Here is an 18,601-nt window from a genome sequence, read left to right as displayed (position 1 = left end):
CGTCAACCGCCGGGCGGCAGCACGGTGGCACCGGCCGGTGAAAAGGTCCATAGCCGCGCACGAGCGGGGCTTGACGGTGCCGCACGCCAACCTCCGGGCGGGGACTGTCAGTCATGGCCCGTATCCTCAGTGACCATGCTCGAAGACGTCACGACCGCAGCGTCCTCCGCCACCCGGTGGCCGACCGCGTATCCCCAGGGATACGCGGTCGTTGACGTGGAGACCACCGGCCTGGCCAGGGACGACCGGATAGTCTCCGCGGCCGTCTACCGGCTGGACGCCCGCGGCGAGGTCGAAGACCACTGGTACACGCTGGTCAACCCGGAGCGGGATCCGGGGCCGGTGTGGATCCACGGCCTGACGAGCGAGGTGCTCGAGGGCGCACCGCTGTTCACGGACATCGCCGAGGAGTTCGCCGCCCGGCTCGAGGGCCGGGTGCTGGTCGCGCACAACGCCGTCTTCGACTGGCAGATGATCGCCCGGGAGTACGCGCGCGCGGAGCGCGAGGCCCCGGTGCGGCAGCGGCTGTGCACGATCGCGCTCTCGAAGGAGCTGGGGCTGCCGCTGCCCAACCACAAGCTGGAGTCGCTGGCGGCCCACTTCGGCGTCGAGCAGCGGCGCGCGCACCACGCCCTGGACGACGCGCGGGTGCTCGCGGAGGCGTTCCGGCCCAGTCTGCGGGCAGCGGCCGAGGGTGGCGTACGGCTGCCGCTGCTGGAGTGCCGACCGCTGACCGAGTGGCAGGACCGGCCCGCGCCGCGGATCGGCCGGCAGGCGGACGGCGGGGGCTACGGCGGATACCGGCCCGGCAGTTGGCGCCCCTCGCGCAAGCGGCCCGCGTGCCCCTATCCCAATCCGGGCCGGTACGAGGCGGGCAAACGCCTCAAGCAGGGCATGCGGGTCGCCTTCTCCGGGGACACCTCGGTCGAGCGCGAGCTGTTGGAGGACCGGGCGACGGAGGCGGGGCTGCACGTCGCGACCAGCCTGTCCCGGCTGACCAGTCTGCTGGTGACCAACGATCCGGACTCGGGCACCTCCAAGGTGGTCAAGGCGCGGCAGTACGGAACGCCGGTGGTGGACGAGGCGGCCTTCGGGCAGCTCCTCGCGGACGTGGAGCCCGCGTCGGAGGACTGATCGTACGGACGGGTGACCGTACGGACGGGTGACCGTACGGACGGGTGACCGTACGGACGGGTGACCGTACGGACGGGTGACCGTACGGACGGGTGATTGTCGTACGACTCGCCCGGCGTCCGCTCGCGCGGGGCGGCGCCCACGGCTCACCCTGTGGCGCATGGCGAGATGCGAAGTGTGCGGCAATGACTACGGTATGTCCTTCGAGGTGCACGCCCAGGGCGCGGTGCACGTCTTCGACTGCTTCTCCTGCGCGATCCACCGCATGGCCCCCATCTGCGAGCACTGCCGGGTGCAGATCATCGGCCAGGGCGTCGAGGTCGAGGGCCACTGGTACTGCGGCGCCCACTGCGCACGCTCCGAGGGGAGGGTGGGCATCGTCGACAAGGTCTGACCCGGTACGAGGTGACCCGGCACAGGGTGTGACCGGTACCCGCCCGCTCGCACCCCGCGACCGAGTTGTACCGTCGTGGGGTGCATCAGTACCGCTTCCTGCTGACCCGCCAGTGGGTGATCCTCACCCTGGTGGCCCTGCTGCTGATCCCCACGATGATCCGGCTGGGCTTCTGGCAGAAGCATCGGTACGAGGAACGCAGCGCCCGTAACCAGCTGGTCACCGAGGCGCTGGCGGCCAAGCCGGTCCCCGTGGAGCGGCTGACGTCCCCCGGGCACGCCGTCACCCGGACCGACCGGTACCGCACGGTCACGGCGACGGGCACGTTCGACACCGCGCGGGAAGAGGTCGTCCGGCGCCGGGTCAACGCCGACGACGAGGTCGGGTTCCATGTGCTCACCCCGTTCGTGCTGACGGACGGCAGGGTGCTGCTGGTCAACCGCGGCTGGATCCCGGCGGACGGGGCGCAGACCGCCTTCCCGAAGATCCCCGCCCCGCCCGGCGGCCGGACCACGGTCACCGGGCGGCTGATGCCCGACGAGACGACGGCGGCCAGCGGCATCAAGGAGATCAAGGGCCTGCCGGACCGGCAGATCATGCTGATCAACAGCAGGGAGCAGGCGAGGCGGCTGGGCGCCCAGGTGCTCGGCGGCTACATCCAGCAGACGGCGCCGGAGCCCAAGGGCGGCAGCCCCGAGCAGCTCTCCGACCCCGGCAAGGAAGACGCGCCGCTGAACTACGCGTACATGATCCAGTGGTGGCTGTTCGCCGCGGGCGTCCCGTACGGCTGGTTCGTCCTGGTGCGCCGCGAGGCCCGGTCCCGGGCGGAGAAGGCCGGGCAGCAGAGCGAGGAGCCGACGCCCGCCGCGGTGTGAGCCCGAGAAGATCACGTTCGAACGGTCACCTTCCCGGCCCAGCGGGCTGATTGCCGCGGTGGCGGGCCGGGAATCCGGAAAGCCGTGCATCCGCGCATCGAGGATTACGCCCTCATCGGTGACGAGCAGACCGCGGCCCTCGTCGGCAGGGACGGTTCCGTCGACTGGCTGTGTCTGCCGCGCTTCGACTCCGCCGCCTGCTTCGCCCGGCTGCTGGGCGACGAGGAGCACGGCCACTGGAGGATCGCCCCCTTGGGCGCCGGGCCCTGCACCCGCCGCGCCTACCGCCGCGACACGCTGGTCCTCGACACCGAGTGGGACACCCCGGACGGATCGGTCCGGATCACGGACCTGATGCCGCAGCGCGACCGCGCACCCGACGTCGTACGCATCGTCGAAGGCCTCTCCGGCCGGGTCACCGTCCGCAGCACGCTCCGTCTCCGCTTCGACTACGGATCGATCGTGCCGTGGGTGCGCCGGTCCGGCGATCACCGGGTCGCCGTCGCGGGGCCCGACTCGGTGTGGCTGCGCAGCGAACCGGCGGTGCGCACCTGGGGGGAGGACTTCGGCACGCACGCGCAGTTCACCCTCGGCGAGGGCGAACGGGTCGCGTTCGTGCTCACCTGGCACCCGTCGCACCAGCCGCGCCCCCCGCTCGTCGACCCGTACGACGCCCTGCGGGCCAGCGTGCGCGAGTGGCGGCGCTGGGCGTCCCGCTGCCGCTACCAGGGGCCTTACCGGGACGCGGTCATGCGCTCGCTCATCACCCTGAAGGCCCTGACCTACACGCCGACCGGCGGCATCGTCGCCGCGGCCACCACCTCGCTCCCCGAGGAACCGGGCGGCGTACGCAACTGGGACTACCGCTACTGCTGGCTGCGCGACTCCACTCTCACCCTCGGCGCCCTGCTCGCGGCGGGCTACCACAAGGAGGCGGAGGCCTGGCGTGACTGGCTGGTGCGCGCGGTCGCGGGCGACCCGGCGGACCTGCAGATCATGTACGGCCTCGCGGGCGAGCGCCGGCTGCCCGAGTTCGAGCTTTCCTGGCTCCCCGGATTCGCCGGCTCGGCGCCCGTACGGATCGGCAACGACGCCGTCCGGCAGCTGCAGCTCGACGTGTACGGCGAGGTCATGGATTCCCTGTCGCTGGCCCGGCGCGCGGGTCTGCCGCCGGGGCCGCACATCTGGTCGCTGCAGGCCGTGCTGCTGGAGTTCCTGCGCTCGGTCTGGCGGCAGCCGGACGAGGGCCTGTGGGAGGTGCGGGGCGGGCCGCGGCAGTTCGTGCACTCGAAGGTGATGGTGTGGGTGGCCGCCGACCGTGCCGTGCGGACGCTGGAGGAGCATCCCGAGCTGCACGGCGACGTGGACGGCTGGCGCGCGTTGCGCGACGAGGTGCACCGGGAGGTGTGCGAGAAGGGCTACGACCCCGAGCGCCGGACCTTCACACAGTCCTACGGCTCGCGCGAGCTCGACGCGGCCGTGCTGCTCATCCCGCGCGTCGGCTTCCTGCCGGCCGACGATCCGCGGGTGGTCGGCACGGTCGACGCCGTCCGCGCCGAGCTCGGGCACGGCGGTTTCGTCCGCCGTTACGACACCGACGACGCGTCCGTCGACGGGATGCCCGGCGGGGAGGGCGTCTTCCTCGCGTGCTCGTTCTGGCTCGCGGACGCCCTGCACATGACGGGCCGGACGAAGGAGGCCCGGGAGCTGTTCGAACGGCTGGTGGGCGTCGCCAACGACGTGGGGCTGCTGTCGGAGGAGTACGACCCGGTGGCCCGCTGCCAGCTCGGGAACTTCCCGCAGGCGTTCAGCCACATCGGCCTGGTGAACACCGCCCTCGCCCTGTTCGGGACCGAGGAGGCAGGATAGAGGCCATGGATCTTGGACTGAAGGACCGGGTGTACGTCGTCACCGGGGCCACCCGCGGCCTGGGCAACGCCGCCGCGCGTGAGCTCGTCGCCGACGGGGCGAAGGTGGTCATCACGGGGCGGGACGAGAAGCGGGTCGCCGACGCGGCGGCCGAGCTGGGCGCGAACGCGGCCGGGGTCGCCGTCGACAACGCCGACCCGCAGAGCGCCGAGCGGCTGATCGCGGCCGCCCGCGAGCGCTTCGGCGGCTTCCACGGTGTGCTGATCAGCGTCGGCGGGCCGCCTCCGGGGTTCGTCGCGGACAACACGGACGAGCAGTGGCGGGACGCGTTCGAGTCGGTGTTCCTCGGTGCGGTACGGATCGCCCGCGCGGCGGCGGCGGAGCTGGAGCCGGGCGGGGTCATAGGGTTCGTGCTGTCCGGGTCGGTGCACGAACCGATTCCGGGACTGACCGTCTCGAACGGGCTGCGGCCGGGGCTCGCCGGGTTCGCCAAGTCGATCGCGGACGAGCTCGGGCCGCGGGGCATCCGGGTGGTGGGGCTGCTGCCGTCGCGCATCGACACCGACCGCGTGCGCGAGCTGGACGGGTTGTCCGCCGACCCCGAGGCCACCCGGGCCGCGAACGAGTCCCGGATTCCGCTGCGGCGGTACGGGACTCCCGCGGAGTTCGGGCGGGTCGCGGCGTTTCTGTTGTCTCCGGCCGCTTCCTATCTGACGGGCGTCATGCTGCCCGTGGACGGGGGTATGCGCCACGGGTTCTGAAGGCGCGTTGTCAACTCACCCTCTGCGCCCTGTGCTTGACCGACCGTAGCCTCACCTCTGCCGGGAGTTCCGCAAGCCCCGCCGACCGGCGCGCGTGGGCCAGCGTCTGCGTCGTCAGGTCGTGGAGGACGGTTCCGGGGTCCACGTCCGGCTCCAGTCGCAGCCGCACCCGCGCCCGCGGAGCGGTGCGGCGGCCGGTCAGCAGGAGACGGGTGTCGGCGACGCCCTTCTGGTGGACCGTGTCGGCGGTCAGGGCGCCCTCCAGGGCACGGCCCCGCAGCAGCGCCGTCCCCCCGTCGCCGGTGTCGACGAGCACGTCGGCGAGCCTACGGCGGCGCAGTACCGCGGTCAGCCACCACAGGGCGAGCAGGGCCAGGAGGGCGAGCGCGGCGAGGACGGCCGGCCACCACCAGCCGGCGTCCCGCCAACGCGTCCGTTCGGCGTCGCTGAGCAGGACGTCGTGCGGGCTCTGGTGGATCCACCAGGAGGGCGGCCGGACACCGAGTCCCACGGCCAGTACCGAGCCGCCGAGAGCGAGCAGCACCAGCCCCACCAGCCCGGTCAGCGTCCGATTGACGGCCCTGAGCACCGCGCTCACCCCTTCCGTCCAGGTCGGCGGACGCGCAGCGACAGCTTGGGCGGCCGGGTCAGGCCCAGGCCCTCGACGGCCGTGGTGAGGGCCGTGTCGAGGTCGGTGCGTACCTCGTCGAGGTCGCGGAAGTGCGAGACCGCGCGGACGTCGGCCTTCCTGCGGCCCATCCGGACCCTCACCGACTGCACGCCCGAGATCTGCACGGCCCGGTCCCGCAGGACCATGGCGGCCGCCGCGCGCTGCAGTCCGGCGCGTACGTCGGGGTGCGGGCGGCGCATCGGCAGCACGTCCCGCAGACCGGGCGTGACCGCGAGCACGAGCAGCCAGAGGCCGAGGGCCGCCGCGACGCCCGCGCCGACCAGCACCCACCTGTCGTCGAGCGGCCGTTCGGCGAGCTGCCGGGCCAGGACGCGACGCCAGCTCATGGCGGGCAGGTGGGCGCGGACGGCCGCGATGTCGTAGAGGAAGACGGCGGCGGCGACGAGGAGCAGTGCCGCGACGATGCCCGCGGGGACGCGGCGGGCCGACCAGAAGCGGCCGTTCCTTCCGCCGTCCGGTACCGGCGGGGCGGCCTCCACTGGTGGGGGCACCTTCTCCATGACCACCGGCAGTCGCCGGGTGGTGCCCTCGGTTCCTCCGGGTTCGCTCATCGCGCCCTCCCCCCGGCCGCGCCCCGCGGGTGCGCCGGGTGCAGCCGTTCGACCCGGACGGCGACCTCCCGGACCGCCATTCCGGCCAGCGCGGTCACCCGCTCGGTGACCTGGTGGCGCACCGCGCGGCAGCGGGCCGGGACGTCGGACGGGTAGCCCAGTTCGAGGTGGACGAGGACGCGGACGGAGTCACGGTGGACGACGACGCCGGTGTAGGGCGGTGCCGCCGGTCCGGGCAGCGGGCCGACCGCCTCGCGTGCCGCCTGTGCCGCGATCTTCGCGACCACCTTGTCGGCGATCCGGAGGGCGCCTCGCTCCCCGGGCGCGACGACGGTCGCCGGCTCGCGCACCTCGCCGGCCGCGCCGCTCATGGCGGTCACCGCCGCCGCTCGCGCCGGTCGTCCCGGGTGCGGAAGAAGTCGCCCGGTTGCAGGTCGCCCTCCAGGAACCTGCCGGCGACGAACCCGACGGCACCCAGGGCCGCCACCAGCAGGAAGGCTCCGAATCCGCCGAAGTACCCGGCGAAGCCCAACGCCATCCCTGCGATCATGCCGACCATGGCCATGCTCATGCTGCGCTCCCTAGCTGGTCAGCCGTGTGTTGTCCGCACCGTCGGCTCCTACTGGATCCGGGGCTCGGGTTCCTCTTCCTCCTCCTCGGGGAGTTTGACGTCGCTCACCGCGATGTTGACCTCGACGACCTCCAGCCCGGCCATCCGTTCCACCGCGGTGATCACGTTCTCCCGCACGGCATGGGCGACGTCGGAGATCGAGACGCCGTAGTCCACGACGATCTCCAGGTCGAGCGCGGTCTGCACCTCGCCGACCTCAGCCTTCACTCCCCGGGTCACCGACTTGGTGCCGCCCGGCACCCGGTCCCGTACGGCGCCCAGGCTCCGCGCCAGTCCGCTGCCGAGGGCGTGCACGCCGACCACGTCCCGCGCGGCCAGCGCGGCGATCTTCTCGACGACCCCGTCGGCGATGGTGGTCCGACCCCGGGTGGCGGGGTCGCCGGTTCCGCGTCGCGCGGTCTGTGTCCTGCGGGCTCCCGGCGTGTCGGGCACCTCGTCGCCGCCCGTGGGACCCGCCGTCCGGTTCTGGTCCGTCATGTCGGTCATGGCCGCATGTCCCTTTCGGTCGTCCCCCTTCGACCACGGTAAGCGTGCTTGCGCCACAGCGCGCCGGGGATACGGCAGGCTGGAGCAATGACGGAGTCATGGACGCACGCGGTGCGGCGGCAGCTGGGGCTGGGACGGCTGCTACCGCTGGGCGGCGCACGGGACGGCGCGTGGATCGCGGAGGCGGCGGCCGGGGAACTGCTACGACGCGCGGCGCGGGAGGTGACGGGCGTGCACCCGGGCCCGCTGCGGCTCGGGCCGGCCGGACCGGAGGGCGCCGAGGAGAGCTCCGTACCCCTGCCGCCGAGCGCACTGCCGCCGGGACCGCTCCGGCTGACCGCCGATTTCGCGGCCACGGCGGCCGTGCCCCTGCCGGACACGGCGGCCCGTCTGCGTCTGGTGCTGGCGCGGGCCGCGGCGGAGGGGATCGGGCTCGCGGTCACCGAGGTGGACCTCAGGGTGACCGATCTGCTGGACGCCGAGGAACCGCCCGCGCCGACGGCGGAGGCGGCGGTGCCGGCTCCCGCGCGGCGGGCCACGGACGCCGACGAGAAGCGTGCCGAGGCGGCCGCCCTCTCCGTGCCCGGCGTGACCCGGCTGACGGGCGCGCTGGGCGGCCTCGGCCGGGCGGTGCACATCGAGGAGCGGCAGGACGGAGCCGCGCTCGCACACCGTCATGTGCGCGTGGAGGTGGCGGTGGACGCCGGCCACCGGGCCCTGGACACGGCCCGGCGGGTGCGTGCCGCCGTCGCGGACGCGCTACCGGATCACCCGACCGTGGCCGTCCTGGTGACGGCGGTGGACTGACGGCGTACGGCTCACTCGCCGACGCCGGCCAGGTCCCGCAGCCGTCGTGCCTGGGCCTGACGCTCGGCGGCACGCTGTTCGTCGTAGCCGCGACCGGCAGCCCCACGCAGCAGGGCCTTGGTCTCCACGACCGCGTCACGGGGCGCGGCCAGCAGCGCGGCCGTGAAGTCGCGGACCGTGTCGTCGAGGTCCGCGACCGGCACCGCGATGTTGGCCAGCCCGGAACTCACCGCCTCCTCGGCCTGCACGAACCGCCCGGTCACACAGATCTCCAGCGCGCGGGCGTACCCGACCAGTTCCACCAGCGGGTGCGTGCCCGTGAGGTCGGGCACGATCCCGAGGCTGGTCTCGCGCATGGCGAACTGCACGTCGTGCGCGACGACGCGCAGGTCACATGCGAGGGCCAGTTGGAAGCCGGCGCCAATGGCATGCCCCTGCACGGCGGCGACGGACACGATGTCGTTCCGCCGCCACCAGGTGAACGCCTCCTGGTAGCCGGCGATGGTCGCGTCGAGCTCGGCGTCGTCACGGCGCGCGAGATCGACGAAGGTCGGCTCGCCCTCGATCCCCTCGGGCGTGAACATCTGCCGGTCGAGTCCGGCGGAGAAGGACTTGCCCTCACCGCGCAGCACGACCACCCGGACGGAGCCCGGCAGCAGCCGGCCGGCCTGGGCGAGCGCCCGCCACAGAGCGGGGCTCTGCACGTTGCGCTTGTCCGGGTTGGTCAGCGTCACCGTGGCGAGCGCGTCGTCGACGGTGAGCCGTACGCCGTCCTGGTCGAGCAGGGGAACGAGTTCCTTGTCGGACGAAGCCATGAGACGCCTCCGATGCGTGCGGTCAGCTAAGTGACTGCACAGTAACCACCCGGCCGATCACCCGACCGACCGGGTGGCCACCATCGAAGCCGATGGGCCGCCCGGATCAGGACGTGGCGGCTTTCTTGCCCCTGGTCGCTCCGCCACGCCCACGGAGCGTGACGCCCGACTCACTGAGCATCCGGTGTACGAAGCCATACGAGCGGCCGGTCTCCTCGGCCAGCGCCCGGATGCTCGCACCGGAGTCGTACTTCTTCTTCAGGTCTGCCGCGAGCTTGTCGCGCGCGGCGCCGGTCACCCGGCTGCCCTTCTTCAGAGTCTCGGCCACCCGTGCCTCCTCATGGGAAGTGCGCTCTGGTCTCCTCATGATCACCCCTCCCGGGCCCGATGGCCACCCATTCGGCAAGGTATGTGAGACACGGTTTTGACGACAGGAGCGCATCCCCACGACCGGAATCGACGATTCCGGACGCGCGTGTCCGTACGGCCGAACGGGTTCTTTCGTGAAGTACCAGGTCAGAGAGGCGCAGCGGCCGACCCCTCGGCGACTGAGGGATCGGCCGCGAAATCGATGTAGGACACACCTCGATACGAGGAGATCTCACACAGATGATGGATCACGGATCGGCCGAATGATCCATACGCAGTGGATCATTCATTCGATCAAGCCAGGGCGACGAGATCCGCGTAGTCGGAGCCCCACAGGTCCTCCACGCCGTCCGGCAGCAGGATGATCCGCTCCGGCTGGAGCGCCTCGACGGCGCCCTCGTCGTGGGTGACCAGCACCACGGCCCCCTTGTAGGTGCGCAGCGCGCCGAGGATCTCCTCGCGGCTGGCCGGGTCGAGGTTGTTGGTGGGCTCGTCAAGGAGCAGCACGTTCGCGGAGGACACCACGAGTGTCGCGAGGGCCAGGCGGGTCTTCTCGCCGCCGGAGAGGACGCCGGCCGGCTTGTCGACGTCGTCACCGGAGAAGAGGAACGAGCCGAGCACCTTGCGCACCTCGACGAGGTCCATGTCGGGAGCCGCCGAGCGCATGTTCTCCAGCACCGTGCGGTCGGGGTCCAGGGTCTCGTGCTCCTGGGCGTAGTAGCCGAGCTTGAGGCCGTGGCCGGGGACGACCGCGCCGGTGTCGGGCTGCTCCACCCCGCCGAGCAGGCGGAGCAGGGTGGTCTTGCCCGCGCCGTTGAGGCCGAGGATGACGACCCTGGAGCCCTTGTCGATGGCCAGGTCGACGTCGGTGAAGATCTCCAGCGAGCCGTACGACTTCGACAGGCCCTCCGCCATCAGCGGGGTCTTGCCGCAGGGCGCGGGCTCCGGGAAGCGGAGCTTGGCGACCTTGTCGGACTGCCGGACGGCGTCCAGACCGGCCAGCAGCTTGTCCGCGCGGCGGGCCATGTTCTGCGCGGCGACCGTCTTGGTGGCCTTGGCGCGCATCTTGTCGGCCTGCGAATGCAGTGCGGCGGCCTTCTTCTCGGCGTTGGCGCGCTCGCGCTTGCGGCGCTTCTCGTCGGCCTCGCGCTGCTGCTGGTAGAGCTTCCAGCCCATGTTGTAGATGTCGATCTGGGAGCGGTTGGCGTCCAGGTAGAACACCTTGTTGACGACCGTCTCGACCAGGTCGACGTCGTGGGAGATCACGATGAAGCCGCCGCGGTAGGTCTTCAGGTAGTCCCGCAGCCAGGTGATCGAGTCGGCGTCGAGGTGGTTGGTCGGCTCGTCCAGCAGCAGGGTGTCCGCGTCGGAGAACAGGATCCGGGCGAGCTCGACACGACGGCGCTGACCGCCGGAGAGGGTGTGCAGCGGCTGGCCGAGCACCCGGTCGGGCAGGTTGAGCGCGGCGGCGATGGTGGCGGCCTCCGCCTCGGCGGCGTACCCGCCCTTGGTGAGGAACTCCGTCTCCTGGCGCTCGTACTGCTTGAGGGCCTTCTCCCGGGTCGCGCCCTGGCCGTTGGCGATGCGCTGCTCGTTCTCGCGCATCTTGCGCAGCAGTACGTCGAGGCCGCGCGCGGAGAGGATGCGGTCGCGGGCGAGGACGTCGAGGTCGCCGGTGCGGGGGTCCTGCGGGAGGTAACCGACCTCACCTGAGCGGGTGATGGTGCCTGCGGCCGGGATGCCCTCGCCGGCGAGGCACTTGGTGAGGGTGGTCTTCCCGGCGCCGTTGCGGCCGACCAGGCCGATGCGGTCGCCCTTGGCCACGCGGAAGGTGGCGTTCTCGATGAGGATGCGGGCACCGGCGCGCAGCTCGATACCGGAGGCGGAGATCACGGACAGACTCCAGAGCGGAGGTAGTGGCGGGCGGGCGGCTGAGGACGTTCCCGCCGTCTAATGCGCGAGGAGAATGGCCATGGGAGAAGTCTAACGGGGCGGGGCAAGCACTTTTTCTGCGTGCGGGTGTTCGGGCCGCCGCTCCGGGACGCCGTTGCCCGAGGGTTTCCGGTGCGGGGCGCTCCGGCCGTGGTCGTCCACCGCCACGACCTGCGCGGTCCAAGGCCTCCATGCGCAGGCTGGGCGTCGAGCGGGGCGCCGGCGTGAGGTGCAGCACGTTCGGGGCGAAAGCCGCACCCGGTCTCGGCCCTGCGATGTCTGAGTGAGCATGACGAGCCTGACGTTCGTGGTCCTGGCCTTCGCGCCGATCCTGGCGCCCTGCGTGGTCCTGGGCGCCGCCGCGGCGCTCGCCCGGCGGGCGTACAAGCGGCTGCCGGGCAGCGGATGGCACCTGCCGAGCGTCACGACGTGCACGCTGGTCGCGGTCATGTCCGGTGCGGCGGCGTTCGGTTCGTACGCGTGGGGTGTGATGTCGGGGTTCTACATCCTGGATCCGGACCAGATGTGTGCAGCACGGGGCGTGGCGGGCGATCACATCGTGACGCGGGAGACGCTGCCGGTCAGTGCGCAGTGCGTCACGGCGGACGGCGTGGGGACCGAGCTGGTGCCGGGCTGGGTGAATCCCGGGATCTTCATGGGGCTCGCGCTGTGCGTTTGCGCCCTCGTGGCAGCAACCTTCGCGGTGGTGCGCCGTCGCGTCCACGGCGACGGATCCGCGGCGACCCGGACGCCCGCTGATCATGGTTGTTAGCCTCGCAGGATGACCGCGATCTTCGACGAGGCCGTCCGTGCCCGGCTGCAAGCCCCCAACATCTGGTACGTCGGCACTGTGTTCCCGGACGGAGCGCCGCAGGTCAGCCCGATGTGGGTGGACCTGGAGGGCGAGGGGGAGCTGATGTTCAACACCTCGGTGGGCCGGGTGAAGGAGGAGAACCTGCGCCGCGACCCCCGTGTCTACCTCTCCCATGCGGACGCCGCCGACCCCTTCGACCGGGTGCAGATCAGCGGCGAGGTGGCCCGCTTCGTCGAGGGCGAGGAAGCGCACCGCCGGATGGACCAGCTGGCCCGCAAGTACCTGGGCAGCGAGCGCTTCGAGTGGCTCATGCCGGGAGAGCAGCGGGTCGCGGTGATCGTGCGCCCCATCAAGGTGCGGCACATCGTCGGGGTGGAACGGTTCCGGCCCGGCGGTCCCGTCCCCGGTTCCTGACCGGCCGCTTGCCACCGCGATGACGAGCGCGAACACTCGAACTGGCCGGCTCGGGCGCTCGCCGGCCAACCGGGGCGCTCGGCCACGAACGGACCGGGGAAGGGAGTGGTGGGCATGGTGGGCACGGGTGGTGGTCGGCCGACCGTTTATCCGACGCTGCTTTACGCGGACGCCAAGGCGGCGATCAGGCAGCTCACGGAGGCCTTCGGGTTCAGCGAGCTCTCGTTGTACGAGGGCGAGGACGGCACGGTGCTGCACGCCGAGCTGGTGCAGGGCAACGGCGGGGTGATGGTCGGCTCCAAGGGCCGGGACGGCGTCTTCGCGGAGGCGATGGGGGACGCGGGCCCGACGGGGGTGTACGTCGTGGTGGACGACGTCGACGCCCACCACCGGCGTGCCGTGGACCACGACGCGGAGATCCTGGTGCCCCCGACCGACCAGCCCTACGGCTCGCGGGACTACATGGCCCGGGACGTCGAGGGCAACATCTGGAGCTTCGGGACGTACGCCCCCGAGATCGGGGCCTGACGCCCGCCCGGTCTCATCCCCCCGTGTGCACCTGGAAGGCAGCCCGCCGCACCGCCTTGGCCAGCGCGGGGTCGGGGTGCGCGGCGGCGAGGGCCACCAGGACCTGCACGGTGCGCGGGTGACCGACCGCGCGGACCTCGTCCAGCAACTGGGGGACGGTGGGCTGGACCGCCGACTCCAGATGGCGTACGAGCAACGGCGCCTCGCCGTGGTCGGCGACGGCGGCGGCGGTGTCGACCCACAGCCAGGTGGCCTCCTCACGGGTGAGGACCTCGTGGGCGTCCTCCGGGTCCACACCGTCGTGCTCGGCGAGCCACAGCAGCGCGTACGGTCTGAGCGTCGGTTCGTCGAGGACGGCGCGCACGTCGGCCTCCGCCGGGGCGCCGACGACACGCAGCGCCTCGAAGGCGAGGCCGCGCAGCAGGGCGTCCTCGCCGCGGGCGGCGTCGATGAGCTCGGTGACGGCGCTGCCGACGGGGCGGGCGGCGAGCCAGGCGCGGTATTCGGCGCGGGCCGCGTTGGGCCGGAGCTGGGAGCAGCCGCGCAGCATGTCCTCGGCGCCCTGCTCGATGTTCCCGGCGGGGCTCTGCGCGGCCACGCAGATCTGCTCGAGCTTGACCCACACGGCCCAGCTTCCCAGCGGGGTGAGCGTGGCCTGGCCGTCGCCGTAGGTGAGGGCGCCGACGGAGGCGAGGGCGTGCAGGGCCCAGTCGAGCAGGGGGGCGAGGTCGGGCGCGGGCTGAGCCGGCCGGGCGGCGGTGGGCGCGGCGCCGGTGACGGGCCGGGGCTCGGGTCCGTAGGAGATCTCGCAGCGCTCGGTGCGCAGTTCGGTGACCCGCTGCTGGAGCAGGTCGAGGAGCTGCTCGACCGGGACGGGGCCGGCGGACAGCTGGAGGAAGGACAGCACCTGGGGCATGGCCGAGACGACCTCGGCGACGGCGGCGGCCTCGTGCTCCGCGGGCTCGGGGTAGGCGAGCGACCAGGCGTCGAAGAGGGCGACCCAGCCGCGCAGGACCGCGCTGTCGTCGCGGTCCCAGGCGCGCAGGCGCCAGCCGGGGCGTGCGCTGTCGCCGTGCACCTCCACGAGGCCGGCGAGGCGGGCGGTGTCCCAGTCCGCCCGGACCTGAGCGGCGGTCAGGCCCAGGTCGGCGGCGGCGCTTTCGGCCGTCGCCGCGGAGAGGGTGGCCTTGCCGTCCGCGGTCGCGCCGTCGCGGCCCGGGCCGAGGGCGGCGTCGGCCCAGTGCGCCACGCGAGCGGCGCCGGCCAGGCGGGATCGCGCCATCCTGGCCAGCTCGGCGGGTGCGGGTGTGCCCTCCGGCGGGCGGGGTGCGGGGCGGCGCGAGCGCCGCTGGTTCATCGCTCGGGGGGCGGCGGCCAGGGGTCGCGGTCGGACGAGTCGAAGCCTGGAGTCGCGCGGGATACGGGACGTCACGGGTGCAGTCTTCCGGTTGACGGTCCGAAAACCCAAACGGAATGTCACGGCGGGCGACGGGGTGGGCCAACGCACGGGCTCCGGCGGGGGCCGAGGAGGGCGGTTCCGGCCAGTGGTACGGCCCTGAACGGTACAGCCGGACGTGGCGTCAGCCCCCGCGTCGCGGCAGCGGGTCGGCACCGCTTCGGCGGTGCTCCCACCGGCGGCGTTCCCCTCAGCGGCATTCACATCAGCGGTGTCAGGAACCGCCGTACGGTCTCCTCGTACCCTTTCGGGTCGGCGTTCCACATCGCCCCGTGCGGGGCGTCCCGCACGGTGTGCAGGGTGACCCGGTCGGCGCGCCGCGCGGCGAGGCGGCGGGAGAACTCCCAGGGGGCCACCACGTCGTCCGGTCCGTGGATCAGCAGGGTGGGCACGCTCAGCCGCGCCGGGTCGGCACTCTCCGCGGCGCGCTCGGCGCGCAGGCCGACGCGGCCCTGGGCGGCCCGGACGGCGAGCGGCAGCAGGAAGTCAGGGGTGCGCCGGGCCGCGGCCAGGGCGCGCAGCGTGGCCTCCCAGCTCAGCACCGGCGAGTCCAGGACGAGGCCGCAGACGCGGTCGCGTGTGGCGGAGTGGAGGGCGGCGCGCAGGGCCATGGTGGCGCCGGTGGACCAGCCGTGGAGAACGACCCGTCGGGCGCCGTGGCGGACGGCGTAGCGGATCGCCGCGTCCACGTCGCGCCACTCGGTCTCCCCGAGGTGGTTCAGGCCGTCCGGCGGGCGCGGGGCGCCGAGGTCGCCGCGGCAGGAGACGGCGAGTACGGGGAGACGCAGACCGTGCAGGAACTCCATGACGTTCATGGGGAGCTCCCGCGTCGTGCCGAGGCCGTGCACCGCGATCACCCAGGTGTCCCGCGCGCCGGGCACGAACCAGGCGGGCAGCGCGCCGAGTTCCCCGGGCACGTCCACGTCGGCGTGGTCGAGGCCGAGGGCGGCGTCCGGGTTGCCGACGTACAGGTTGGGGGTGAGCCACACCTGGTCGCCGGGTTCGAGTGTGCCGTGCGTGACGCGTTCGAGGCGGCGTACGACGGCGTCGGGCGAGGGCGCCGCGGCTTCCAGGACTGTGCCGACGACGGCGTGTGAACCGTCGCCGGCCAGGCCGTAGGTGCCGGGGCGCAGGGAGGCCAGGTCACGGGTGAGTGCGAGCCGGTCCGCGGTCACGGTGTGCACGGTGAGCCGGGGCTCGGTGGGCAGCGGTCTGCCGGGCGCCGCCCTGAGCGCGGCGTCGCTGGCGATCCGGCCGACGGCCACGCCGGCCGCGCCGGCCGCCAGGACCGCGGTGACGGCCGAGGCCGCCGCTGTGACGGTGCGCACGGGTCCAGTGTCCCGGGGGGCCGCCTTACCGGCCAGCGGGAGGAAGGGTCGGGGTGACATGTCCTTCCGGGTTCCAGCGCGGGGCGCCTTTCAATCCCCGTGGGCGAGGACCGGGTGGTGCGCCGTCGCCCCTCACCCCCGCTGGCCGTACCCGCGCAGCTTCTCCCCCGCCGCCGCCAGCTGCTCCGGGGTCAGCAGGGACGGAGTCAGCCCGGGCACGGCGGAGGCCGTCAGCCACAGGCGGCACATCCATTCGAGCTGGGCGGTGCGGTCGTAGGCCTGGTCGAGGCCGGCGCCGTAGGTGATCGTGCCGTGGTTCTGCAGCAGGCAGCCGGAGCGGTCGGCGAGGGCGCGGAGCATGTTCTCGGCCAACTCCTCGGTGCCGTAGGTGGCGTAGGGGGCGACCCGGACCGGGCCGCCGAGGGCGCCGGACATGTAGTGGACCGCCGGGAGTTCGCTCACGAGGGTGGAGACGGCCGTGGCGTGCACGGCGTGGGTGTGGACGACGGCACCGGCGTCGGTGGTGCGGTAGACGGCCAGATGCATGGGCAGTTCGCTGGTGGGGACCAGCGTGCCGAGCACCTGGCGTCCGGTGAGGTCGACGCCGGTCACGTCGTGCGGCGTGAGCCGGTCGTAGGGCACGCCCGACGGTGTGACCAGCACGGTGTCGCCGACACGTACCGACACGTTGCCGGAGGTGCCGACGACGAGGCCGTCGGCCACGGTCCGGCGGGCCGTGGCGACCAGTGCCTCCCAGGCCCGTGACTCCGCCTCGTGTACGCCTCTGCTCTCTTCAGCCATGGCGGTGATCCTGCCAGGGGACCGTCTGACGCGATGTCACTGCGGCGTCACTGCGACGAGGGACAGGCCGGAACCAGTCCCTCCAAAAAGGTGCATAGCGCCATGAATGCTGACGGAACGACCTTGACCGAGACCCGGGCCACGGCGGCCGGCACGGCGACTCACGAGAGGCCGGCCCGATCCGCGGCGCTCACCCCCACCCATGTCCTTCACCAGGCGTTTCTGACACCTCGACGCCTATCCCAGTTCACCTTCCGTTCACTCAGGTTTCCTACGGTCAACCGACCAATGACTTCGAACGATTGCCTGGGTAAATGGAAAGCTTCTCGCTGATCCTCGCGATTGTGGTGGTAACCGCACTCGCGTTCGATTTCACGAACGGTTTCCACGACACCGCCAACGCGATGGCCACCACCATCTCGACCGGCGCACTCAAGCCCAAGGTCGCGGTGGCCATGTCCGCCGTGCTCAACCTTGTGGGCGCTTTCCTCTCCGTGGAGGTCGCCAACACGATCTCCAAGGGGCTCGTCGACGAGAGCGGCATCCGTCCCGAGGTCATCTTCGCCGCCCTGGTCGGCGCGATCCTCTGGAACCTGCTGACCTGGCTGGTGGGGCTGCCTTCCAGCTCCTCACACGCCCTGATGGGCGGTCTGATCGGCGCCACCGTCGCCTCCGCCGGCATGGGCGCCGTCCACGGCGACGTGCTCGTCACCAAGGTGCTGCTCCCGGCGGTCGCGGCCCCCGTGGTCGCGGGCGTGGCGGCGATGCTCGCCACCCGGTTCTCCTACGGCATCGGCAAGAACGCCGACGGCGAGGCCACCCGCAAGGGCTACCGCGTCGGCCAGATCGCCTCGGCCGGCCTGGTGTCCCTGGCCCACGGCACGAACGACGCGCAGAAGACGATGGGCATCATCACCCTCGCCCTGGTCGCCGGCGGCTCCATCGCCCCCGACTCCGACCCTCCCACCTGGGTGATCCTCTCCGCCGGCCTCGCCATCGCGCTCGGCACCTACATCGGCGGCTGGCGCATCATCCGCACCATGGGCAAGGGCCTGACGGAGCTTCAGCCGCAGCAGGGCTTCGCCGCCCAGACCAGCGCGGCCACGGCCATCCTGGCCTCCTCCCACCTCGGCTTCTCCCTCTCCACCACGCATGTCGTCTCCGGCTCCGTGATGGGCGCGGGCCTGGGCCGCAAGGGCGGTGTGGTCCGCTGGTCCACGGCGACCCGGATGTTCGTCGCCTGGGCGCTCACCCTCCCGGCCGCCGCGCTGGTCGGCGCGCTCGCCGAGTCGGTCACCGGTCTCGGTGACTGGGGCACCGCACTGGTGCTGGTCTTCCTCGTGGCCTCCAGCGCCGCGATCTGGAAGTACTCCCGCCGCGAGGTGGTCGACGCGACCAACGTCAACGAGAGCGAGGAGCCGGCCGGCGTGGTCACCACCGCGATCGCCGTCGTTACCCCGCCCCCGGTGGGCGTTCCGGCCGAGGACCTGTCGAGCACGATCCCGTCCCCGGCGACACGCGTCGCCGCCGACCCGGCGACCCCGCCGGCCGCCGCCGTCTGACCCCGGGCACCCGGTTAGAGAAAGCAGTTCCGACATGAAGATCGACTGGGCAGCCCTCGGCTCCGTCTTCGGCGTCAGCCTCGCCGTCACCGTGGGCCTGGTGGCCCTGTTCACCCTCGGCGTCACCGGCCTCTCGCGCCGCGAGCGCGCCGCCGCCCAGGGGGACTCGGCCGCGCTCGCCGTCACCGGCGCGTACGTCTGCTTCGCGGCGTGCGCGGCGGCGGTGGCCTACGGGATCTACCTGATCATGCACAAAGCCTGACCAAAGTGTGATCAAGGCCTGAACAAGGCCTGAAATGGCCTGAGCGAGCACTGCTCAAGCCCTGAGCAAGCCCTGTTCAAGGCATCGAGGCTCCTCCCCGAAGTCCTCGGGGAGGAGCCTT

22 protein-coding genes are annotated in these 18,601 nt (G+C 72.5%); 11 read left to right on the top strand and 11 right to left on the bottom strand.

Going from position 1 to position 18,601, the window contains the following annotated elements:
* The first annotated feature begins 135 nt into the window (after nt 1–135).
* The 5 genes from ACFYZQ_RS36285 (at nt 136) to ACFYZQ_RS36265 (ending at nt 5,033) form a co-directional block, all read left to right on the top strand.
* Nucleotides 136–1,134, top strand: a complete 999-nt coding sequence (locus ACFYZQ_RS36285) for a DEDDh family exonuclease (RefSeq protein WP_389157479.1) — start codon at nt 136–138, stop codon at nt 1,132–1,134.
* A 160-nt stretch (nt 1,135–1,294) separates the two neighbouring features.
* Nucleotides 1,295–1,528 (top strand): hypothetical protein, encoded by a 234-nt coding sequence (locus tag ACFYZQ_RS36280; protein WP_388804446.1) that lies wholly within the window; start codon nt 1,295–1,297, stop codon nt 1,526–1,528.
* Between the two features lie 80 nt (nt 1,529–1,608).
* Nucleotides 1,609–2,403, top strand: a complete 795-nt coding sequence (locus tag ACFYZQ_RS36275; RefSeq protein WP_389157476.1) for an SURF1 family protein — start codon at nt 1,609–1,611, stop codon at nt 2,401–2,403.
* An 84-nt stretch (nt 2,404–2,487) separates the two neighbouring features.
* Complete coding sequence (locus ACFYZQ_RS36270; protein ID WP_389157473.1) at nt 2,488–4,272, top strand: glycoside hydrolase family 15 protein; 1,785 nt, start codon at nt 2,488–2,490, stop codon at nt 4,270–4,272.
* A gap of 5 nt (nt 4,273–4,277) precedes the next feature.
* Nucleotides 4,278–5,033, top strand: a complete 756-nt coding sequence (locus ACFYZQ_RS36265; RefSeq protein ID WP_389157470.1) for an SDR family oxidoreductase — start codon at nt 4,278–4,280, stop codon at nt 5,031–5,033.
* A gap of 10 nt (nt 5,034–5,043) precedes the next feature.
* On the opposite strand, the gene amaP is transcribed toward ACFYZQ_RS36265, so the two are convergent.
* The 5 genes from amaP to ACFYZQ_RS36240 are packed head-to-tail and all read right to left on the bottom strand — an operon-like array spanning nt 5,044 to nt 7,392.
* Nucleotides 5,044–5,631, bottom strand: coding sequence for an alkaline shock response membrane anchor protein AmaP (gene amaP / locus ACFYZQ_RS36260; protein ID WP_389157468.1), 588 nt, complete (start codon nt 5,629–5,631; stop codon nt 5,044–5,046).
* Nucleotides 5,628–6,275: a DUF6286 domain-containing protein gene (locus tag ACFYZQ_RS36255; RefSeq protein WP_389157465.1), complete on the bottom strand. Its 648-nt coding sequence runs from the start codon at nt 6,273–6,275 to the stop codon at nt 5,628–5,630. Before ACFYZQ_RS36255 ends, amaP begins: the two co-directional genes overlap by 4 nt.
* The gene (locus tag ACFYZQ_RS36250; RefSeq protein ID WP_389157462.1) at nt 6,272–6,646 is read right to left on the bottom strand and encodes an Asp23/Gls24 family envelope stress response protein; all 375 of its coding nucleotides are present in this window, start codon (nt 6,644–6,646) and stop codon (nt 6,272–6,274) included. The genes ACFYZQ_RS36255 and ACFYZQ_RS36250 overlap by 4 nt, the downstream gene beginning before the upstream one ends.
* A gap of 5 nt (nt 6,647–6,651) precedes the next feature.
* Complete coding sequence (locus tag ACFYZQ_RS36245; protein ID WP_389157459.1) at nt 6,652–6,846, bottom strand: hypothetical protein; 195 nt, start codon at nt 6,844–6,846, stop codon at nt 6,652–6,654.
* A gap of 48 nt (nt 6,847–6,894) precedes the next feature.
* Nucleotides 6,895–7,392, bottom strand: coding sequence for an Asp23/Gls24 family envelope stress response protein (locus ACFYZQ_RS36240; RefSeq protein WP_389157456.1), 498 nt, complete (start codon nt 7,390–7,392; stop codon nt 6,895–6,897).
* Between the two features lie 87 nt (nt 7,393–7,479).
* Between ACFYZQ_RS36240 and ACFYZQ_RS36235 the strand changes: the two genes are divergently transcribed.
* Nucleotides 7,480–8,199, top strand: a complete 720-nt coding sequence (locus ACFYZQ_RS36235; protein WP_389157453.1) for a nucleopolyhedrovirus P10 family protein — start codon at nt 7,480–7,482, stop codon at nt 8,197–8,199.
* Nucleotides 8,200–8,210: 11 nt separating this feature from the next.
* Here ACFYZQ_RS36235 and ACFYZQ_RS36230 read toward each other — a convergent pair whose 3' ends face one another.
* The 3 genes from ACFYZQ_RS36230 to ACFYZQ_RS36220 form a co-directional block, all read right to left on the bottom strand.
* Nucleotides 8,211–9,014 carry an enoyl-CoA hydratase/isomerase family protein gene (locus ACFYZQ_RS36230; protein ID WP_389157450.1) on the bottom strand — a complete coding sequence of 268 codons (804 nt, stop codon included), beginning with the start codon at nt 9,012–9,014 and terminating at the stop codon, nt 8,211–8,213.
* 106 nt (nt 9,015–9,120) lie between these two features.
* A complete protein-coding gene (locus tag ACFYZQ_RS36225) occupies nt 9,121–9,342 on the bottom strand; it encodes a helix-turn-helix domain-containing protein (RefSeq protein ID WP_010355597.1) in 222 nt (73 codons plus the stop codon).
* Between the two features lie 335 nt (nt 9,343–9,677).
* Nucleotides 9,678–11,276: an ABC-F family ATP-binding cassette domain-containing protein gene (locus ACFYZQ_RS36220; RefSeq protein ID WP_389157447.1), complete on the bottom strand. Its 1,599-nt coding sequence runs from the start codon at nt 11,274–11,276 to the stop codon at nt 9,678–9,680.
* 328 nt (nt 11,277–11,604) lie between these two features.
* Here ACFYZQ_RS36220 and ACFYZQ_RS36215 point away from each other — a divergent pair, with 328 nt between their 5' ends.
* The 3 genes from ACFYZQ_RS36215 (at nt 11,605) to ACFYZQ_RS36205 (ending at nt 13,071) form a co-directional block, all read left to right on the top strand.
* Nucleotides 11,605–12,087 carry a hypothetical protein gene (locus ACFYZQ_RS36215; protein WP_389157611.1) on the top strand — a complete coding sequence of 161 codons (483 nt, stop codon included), beginning with the start codon at nt 11,605–11,607 and terminating at the stop codon, nt 12,085–12,087.
* Nucleotides 12,088–12,096: 9 nt separating this feature from the next.
* Entirely contained in the window at nt 12,097–12,543 is a 447-nt protein-coding gene (locus tag ACFYZQ_RS36210) for a TIGR03618 family F420-dependent PPOX class oxidoreductase (protein ID WP_389157444.1), read from the top strand.
* Nucleotides 12,544–12,657: 114 nt separating this feature from the next.
* Nucleotides 12,658–13,071, top strand: coding sequence for a VOC family protein (locus ACFYZQ_RS36205; protein ID WP_389157441.1), 414 nt, complete (start codon nt 12,658–12,660; stop codon nt 13,069–13,071).
* A gap of 13 nt (nt 13,072–13,084) precedes the next feature.
* Here ACFYZQ_RS36205 and ACFYZQ_RS36200 read toward each other — a convergent pair whose 3' ends face one another.
* The 3 genes from ACFYZQ_RS36200 to ACFYZQ_RS36190 all read right to left on the bottom strand — a co-directional run bounded on the left by ACFYZQ_RS36200 (nt 13,085) and on the right by ACFYZQ_RS36190 (nt 16,656).
* The gene (locus tag ACFYZQ_RS36200; RefSeq protein WP_389157438.1) at nt 13,085–14,503 is read right to left on the bottom strand and encodes a hypothetical protein; all 1,419 of its coding nucleotides are present in this window, start codon (nt 14,501–14,503) and stop codon (nt 13,085–13,087) included.
* A 224-nt stretch (nt 14,504–14,727) separates the two neighbouring features.
* Nucleotides 14,728–15,855: an alpha/beta hydrolase family protein gene (locus ACFYZQ_RS36195; RefSeq protein WP_389157436.1), complete on the bottom strand. Its 1,128-nt coding sequence runs from the start codon at nt 15,853–15,855 to the stop codon at nt 14,728–14,730.
* A 132-nt stretch (nt 15,856–15,987) separates the two neighbouring features.
* On the bottom strand, nt 15,988–16,656 hold the full coding sequence (locus ACFYZQ_RS36190; protein WP_389157433.1) for a class II aldolase/adducin family protein: 669 nt from the start codon (nt 16,654–16,656) through the stop codon (nt 15,988–15,990).
* Nucleotides 16,657–16,970: 314 nt separating this feature from the next.
* Between ACFYZQ_RS36190 and ACFYZQ_RS36185 the strand changes: the two genes are divergently transcribed.
* Together ACFYZQ_RS36185 and ACFYZQ_RS36180 are read left to right on the top strand one after the other, a co-directional pair.
* Nucleotides 16,971–18,218 (top strand): anion permease, encoded by a 1,248-nt coding sequence (locus tag ACFYZQ_RS36185; protein WP_389157430.1) that lies wholly within the window; start codon nt 16,971–16,973, stop codon nt 18,216–18,218.
* Nucleotides 18,219–18,252: 34 nt separating this feature from the next.
* Nucleotides 18,253–18,480, top strand: coding sequence for a hypothetical protein (locus tag ACFYZQ_RS36180; protein WP_389157427.1), 228 nt, complete (start codon nt 18,253–18,255; stop codon nt 18,478–18,480).
* The last annotated feature ends 121 nt before the right edge of the window (nt 18,481–18,601 follow it).

This window comes from Streptomyces sp. NPDC001843 (genome assembly GCF_042891955.1).
In the GTDB taxonomy this organism is placed as follows: domain Bacteria; phylum Actinomycetota; class Actinomycetes; order Streptomycetales; family Streptomycetaceae; genus Streptomyces.
The sequence above is the reverse complement of the archived record's forward strand: the minus strand, read 5'-3'. Positions and strand labels throughout refer to the sequence as shown.

Excerpts from the sequence above, each read along its gene's own strand:
- ACFYZQ_RS36250 (WP_389157462.1), bottom strand. The coding sequence starts at position 6,646 with ATGAGCGGCGCGGCCGGCGAGGTGCGCGAGCCGGCGACCGTCGTCGCG.
- ACFYZQ_RS36215 (WP_389157611.1), top strand. The coding sequence starts at position 11,605 with ATGACGAGCCTGACGTTCGTGGTCCTGGCCTTCGCGCCGATCCTGGCG.
- ACFYZQ_RS36280 (WP_388804446.1), top strand. The coding sequence starts at position 1,295 with ATGGCGAGATGCGAAGTGTGCGGCAATGACTACGGTATGTCCTTCGAG.
- ACFYZQ_RS36230 (WP_389157450.1), bottom strand. The coding sequence starts at position 9,014 with ATGGCTTCGTCCGACAAGGAACTCGTTCCCCTGCTCGACCAGGACGGC.
- ACFYZQ_RS36255 (WP_389157465.1), bottom strand. The coding sequence starts at position 6,275 with ATGAGCGAACCCGGAGGAACCGAGGGCACCACCCGGCGACTGCCGGTG.
- ACFYZQ_RS36240 (WP_389157456.1), bottom strand. The coding sequence starts at position 7,392 with ATGACCGACATGACGGACCAGAACCGGACGGCGGGTCCCACGGGCGGC.
- ACFYZQ_RS36210 (WP_389157444.1), top strand. The coding sequence starts at position 12,097 with ATGACCGCGATCTTCGACGAGGCCGTCCGTGCCCGGCTGCAAGCCCCC.
- ACFYZQ_RS36285 (WP_389157479.1), top strand. The coding sequence starts at position 136 with ATGCTCGAAGACGTCACGACCGCAGCGTCCTCCGCCACCCGGTGGCCG.
- ACFYZQ_RS36190 (WP_389157433.1), bottom strand. The coding sequence starts at position 16,656 with ATGGCTGAAGAGAGCAGAGGCGTACACGAGGCGGAGTCACGGGCCTGG.
- ACFYZQ_RS36205 (WP_389157441.1), top strand. The coding sequence starts at position 12,658 with ATGGTGGGCACGGGTGGTGGTCGGCCGACCGTTTATCCGACGCTGCTT.
- ACFYZQ_RS36265 (WP_389157470.1), top strand. The coding sequence starts at position 4,278 with ATGGATCTTGGACTGAAGGACCGGGTGTACGTCGTCACCGGGGCCACC.
- ACFYZQ_RS36180 (WP_389157427.1), top strand. The coding sequence starts at position 18,253 with ATGAAGATCGACTGGGCAGCCCTCGGCTCCGTCTTCGGCGTCAGCCTC.
- ACFYZQ_RS36245 (WP_389157459.1), bottom strand. The coding sequence starts at position 6,846 with ATGAGCATGGCCATGGTCGGCATGATCGCAGGGATGGCGTTGGGCTTC.
- ACFYZQ_RS36235 (WP_389157453.1), top strand. The coding sequence starts at position 7,480 with ATGACGGAGTCATGGACGCACGCGGTGCGGCGGCAGCTGGGGCTGGGA.
- ACFYZQ_RS36185 (WP_389157430.1), top strand. The coding sequence starts at position 16,971 with ATGGAAAGCTTCTCGCTGATCCTCGCGATTGTGGTGGTAACCGCACTC.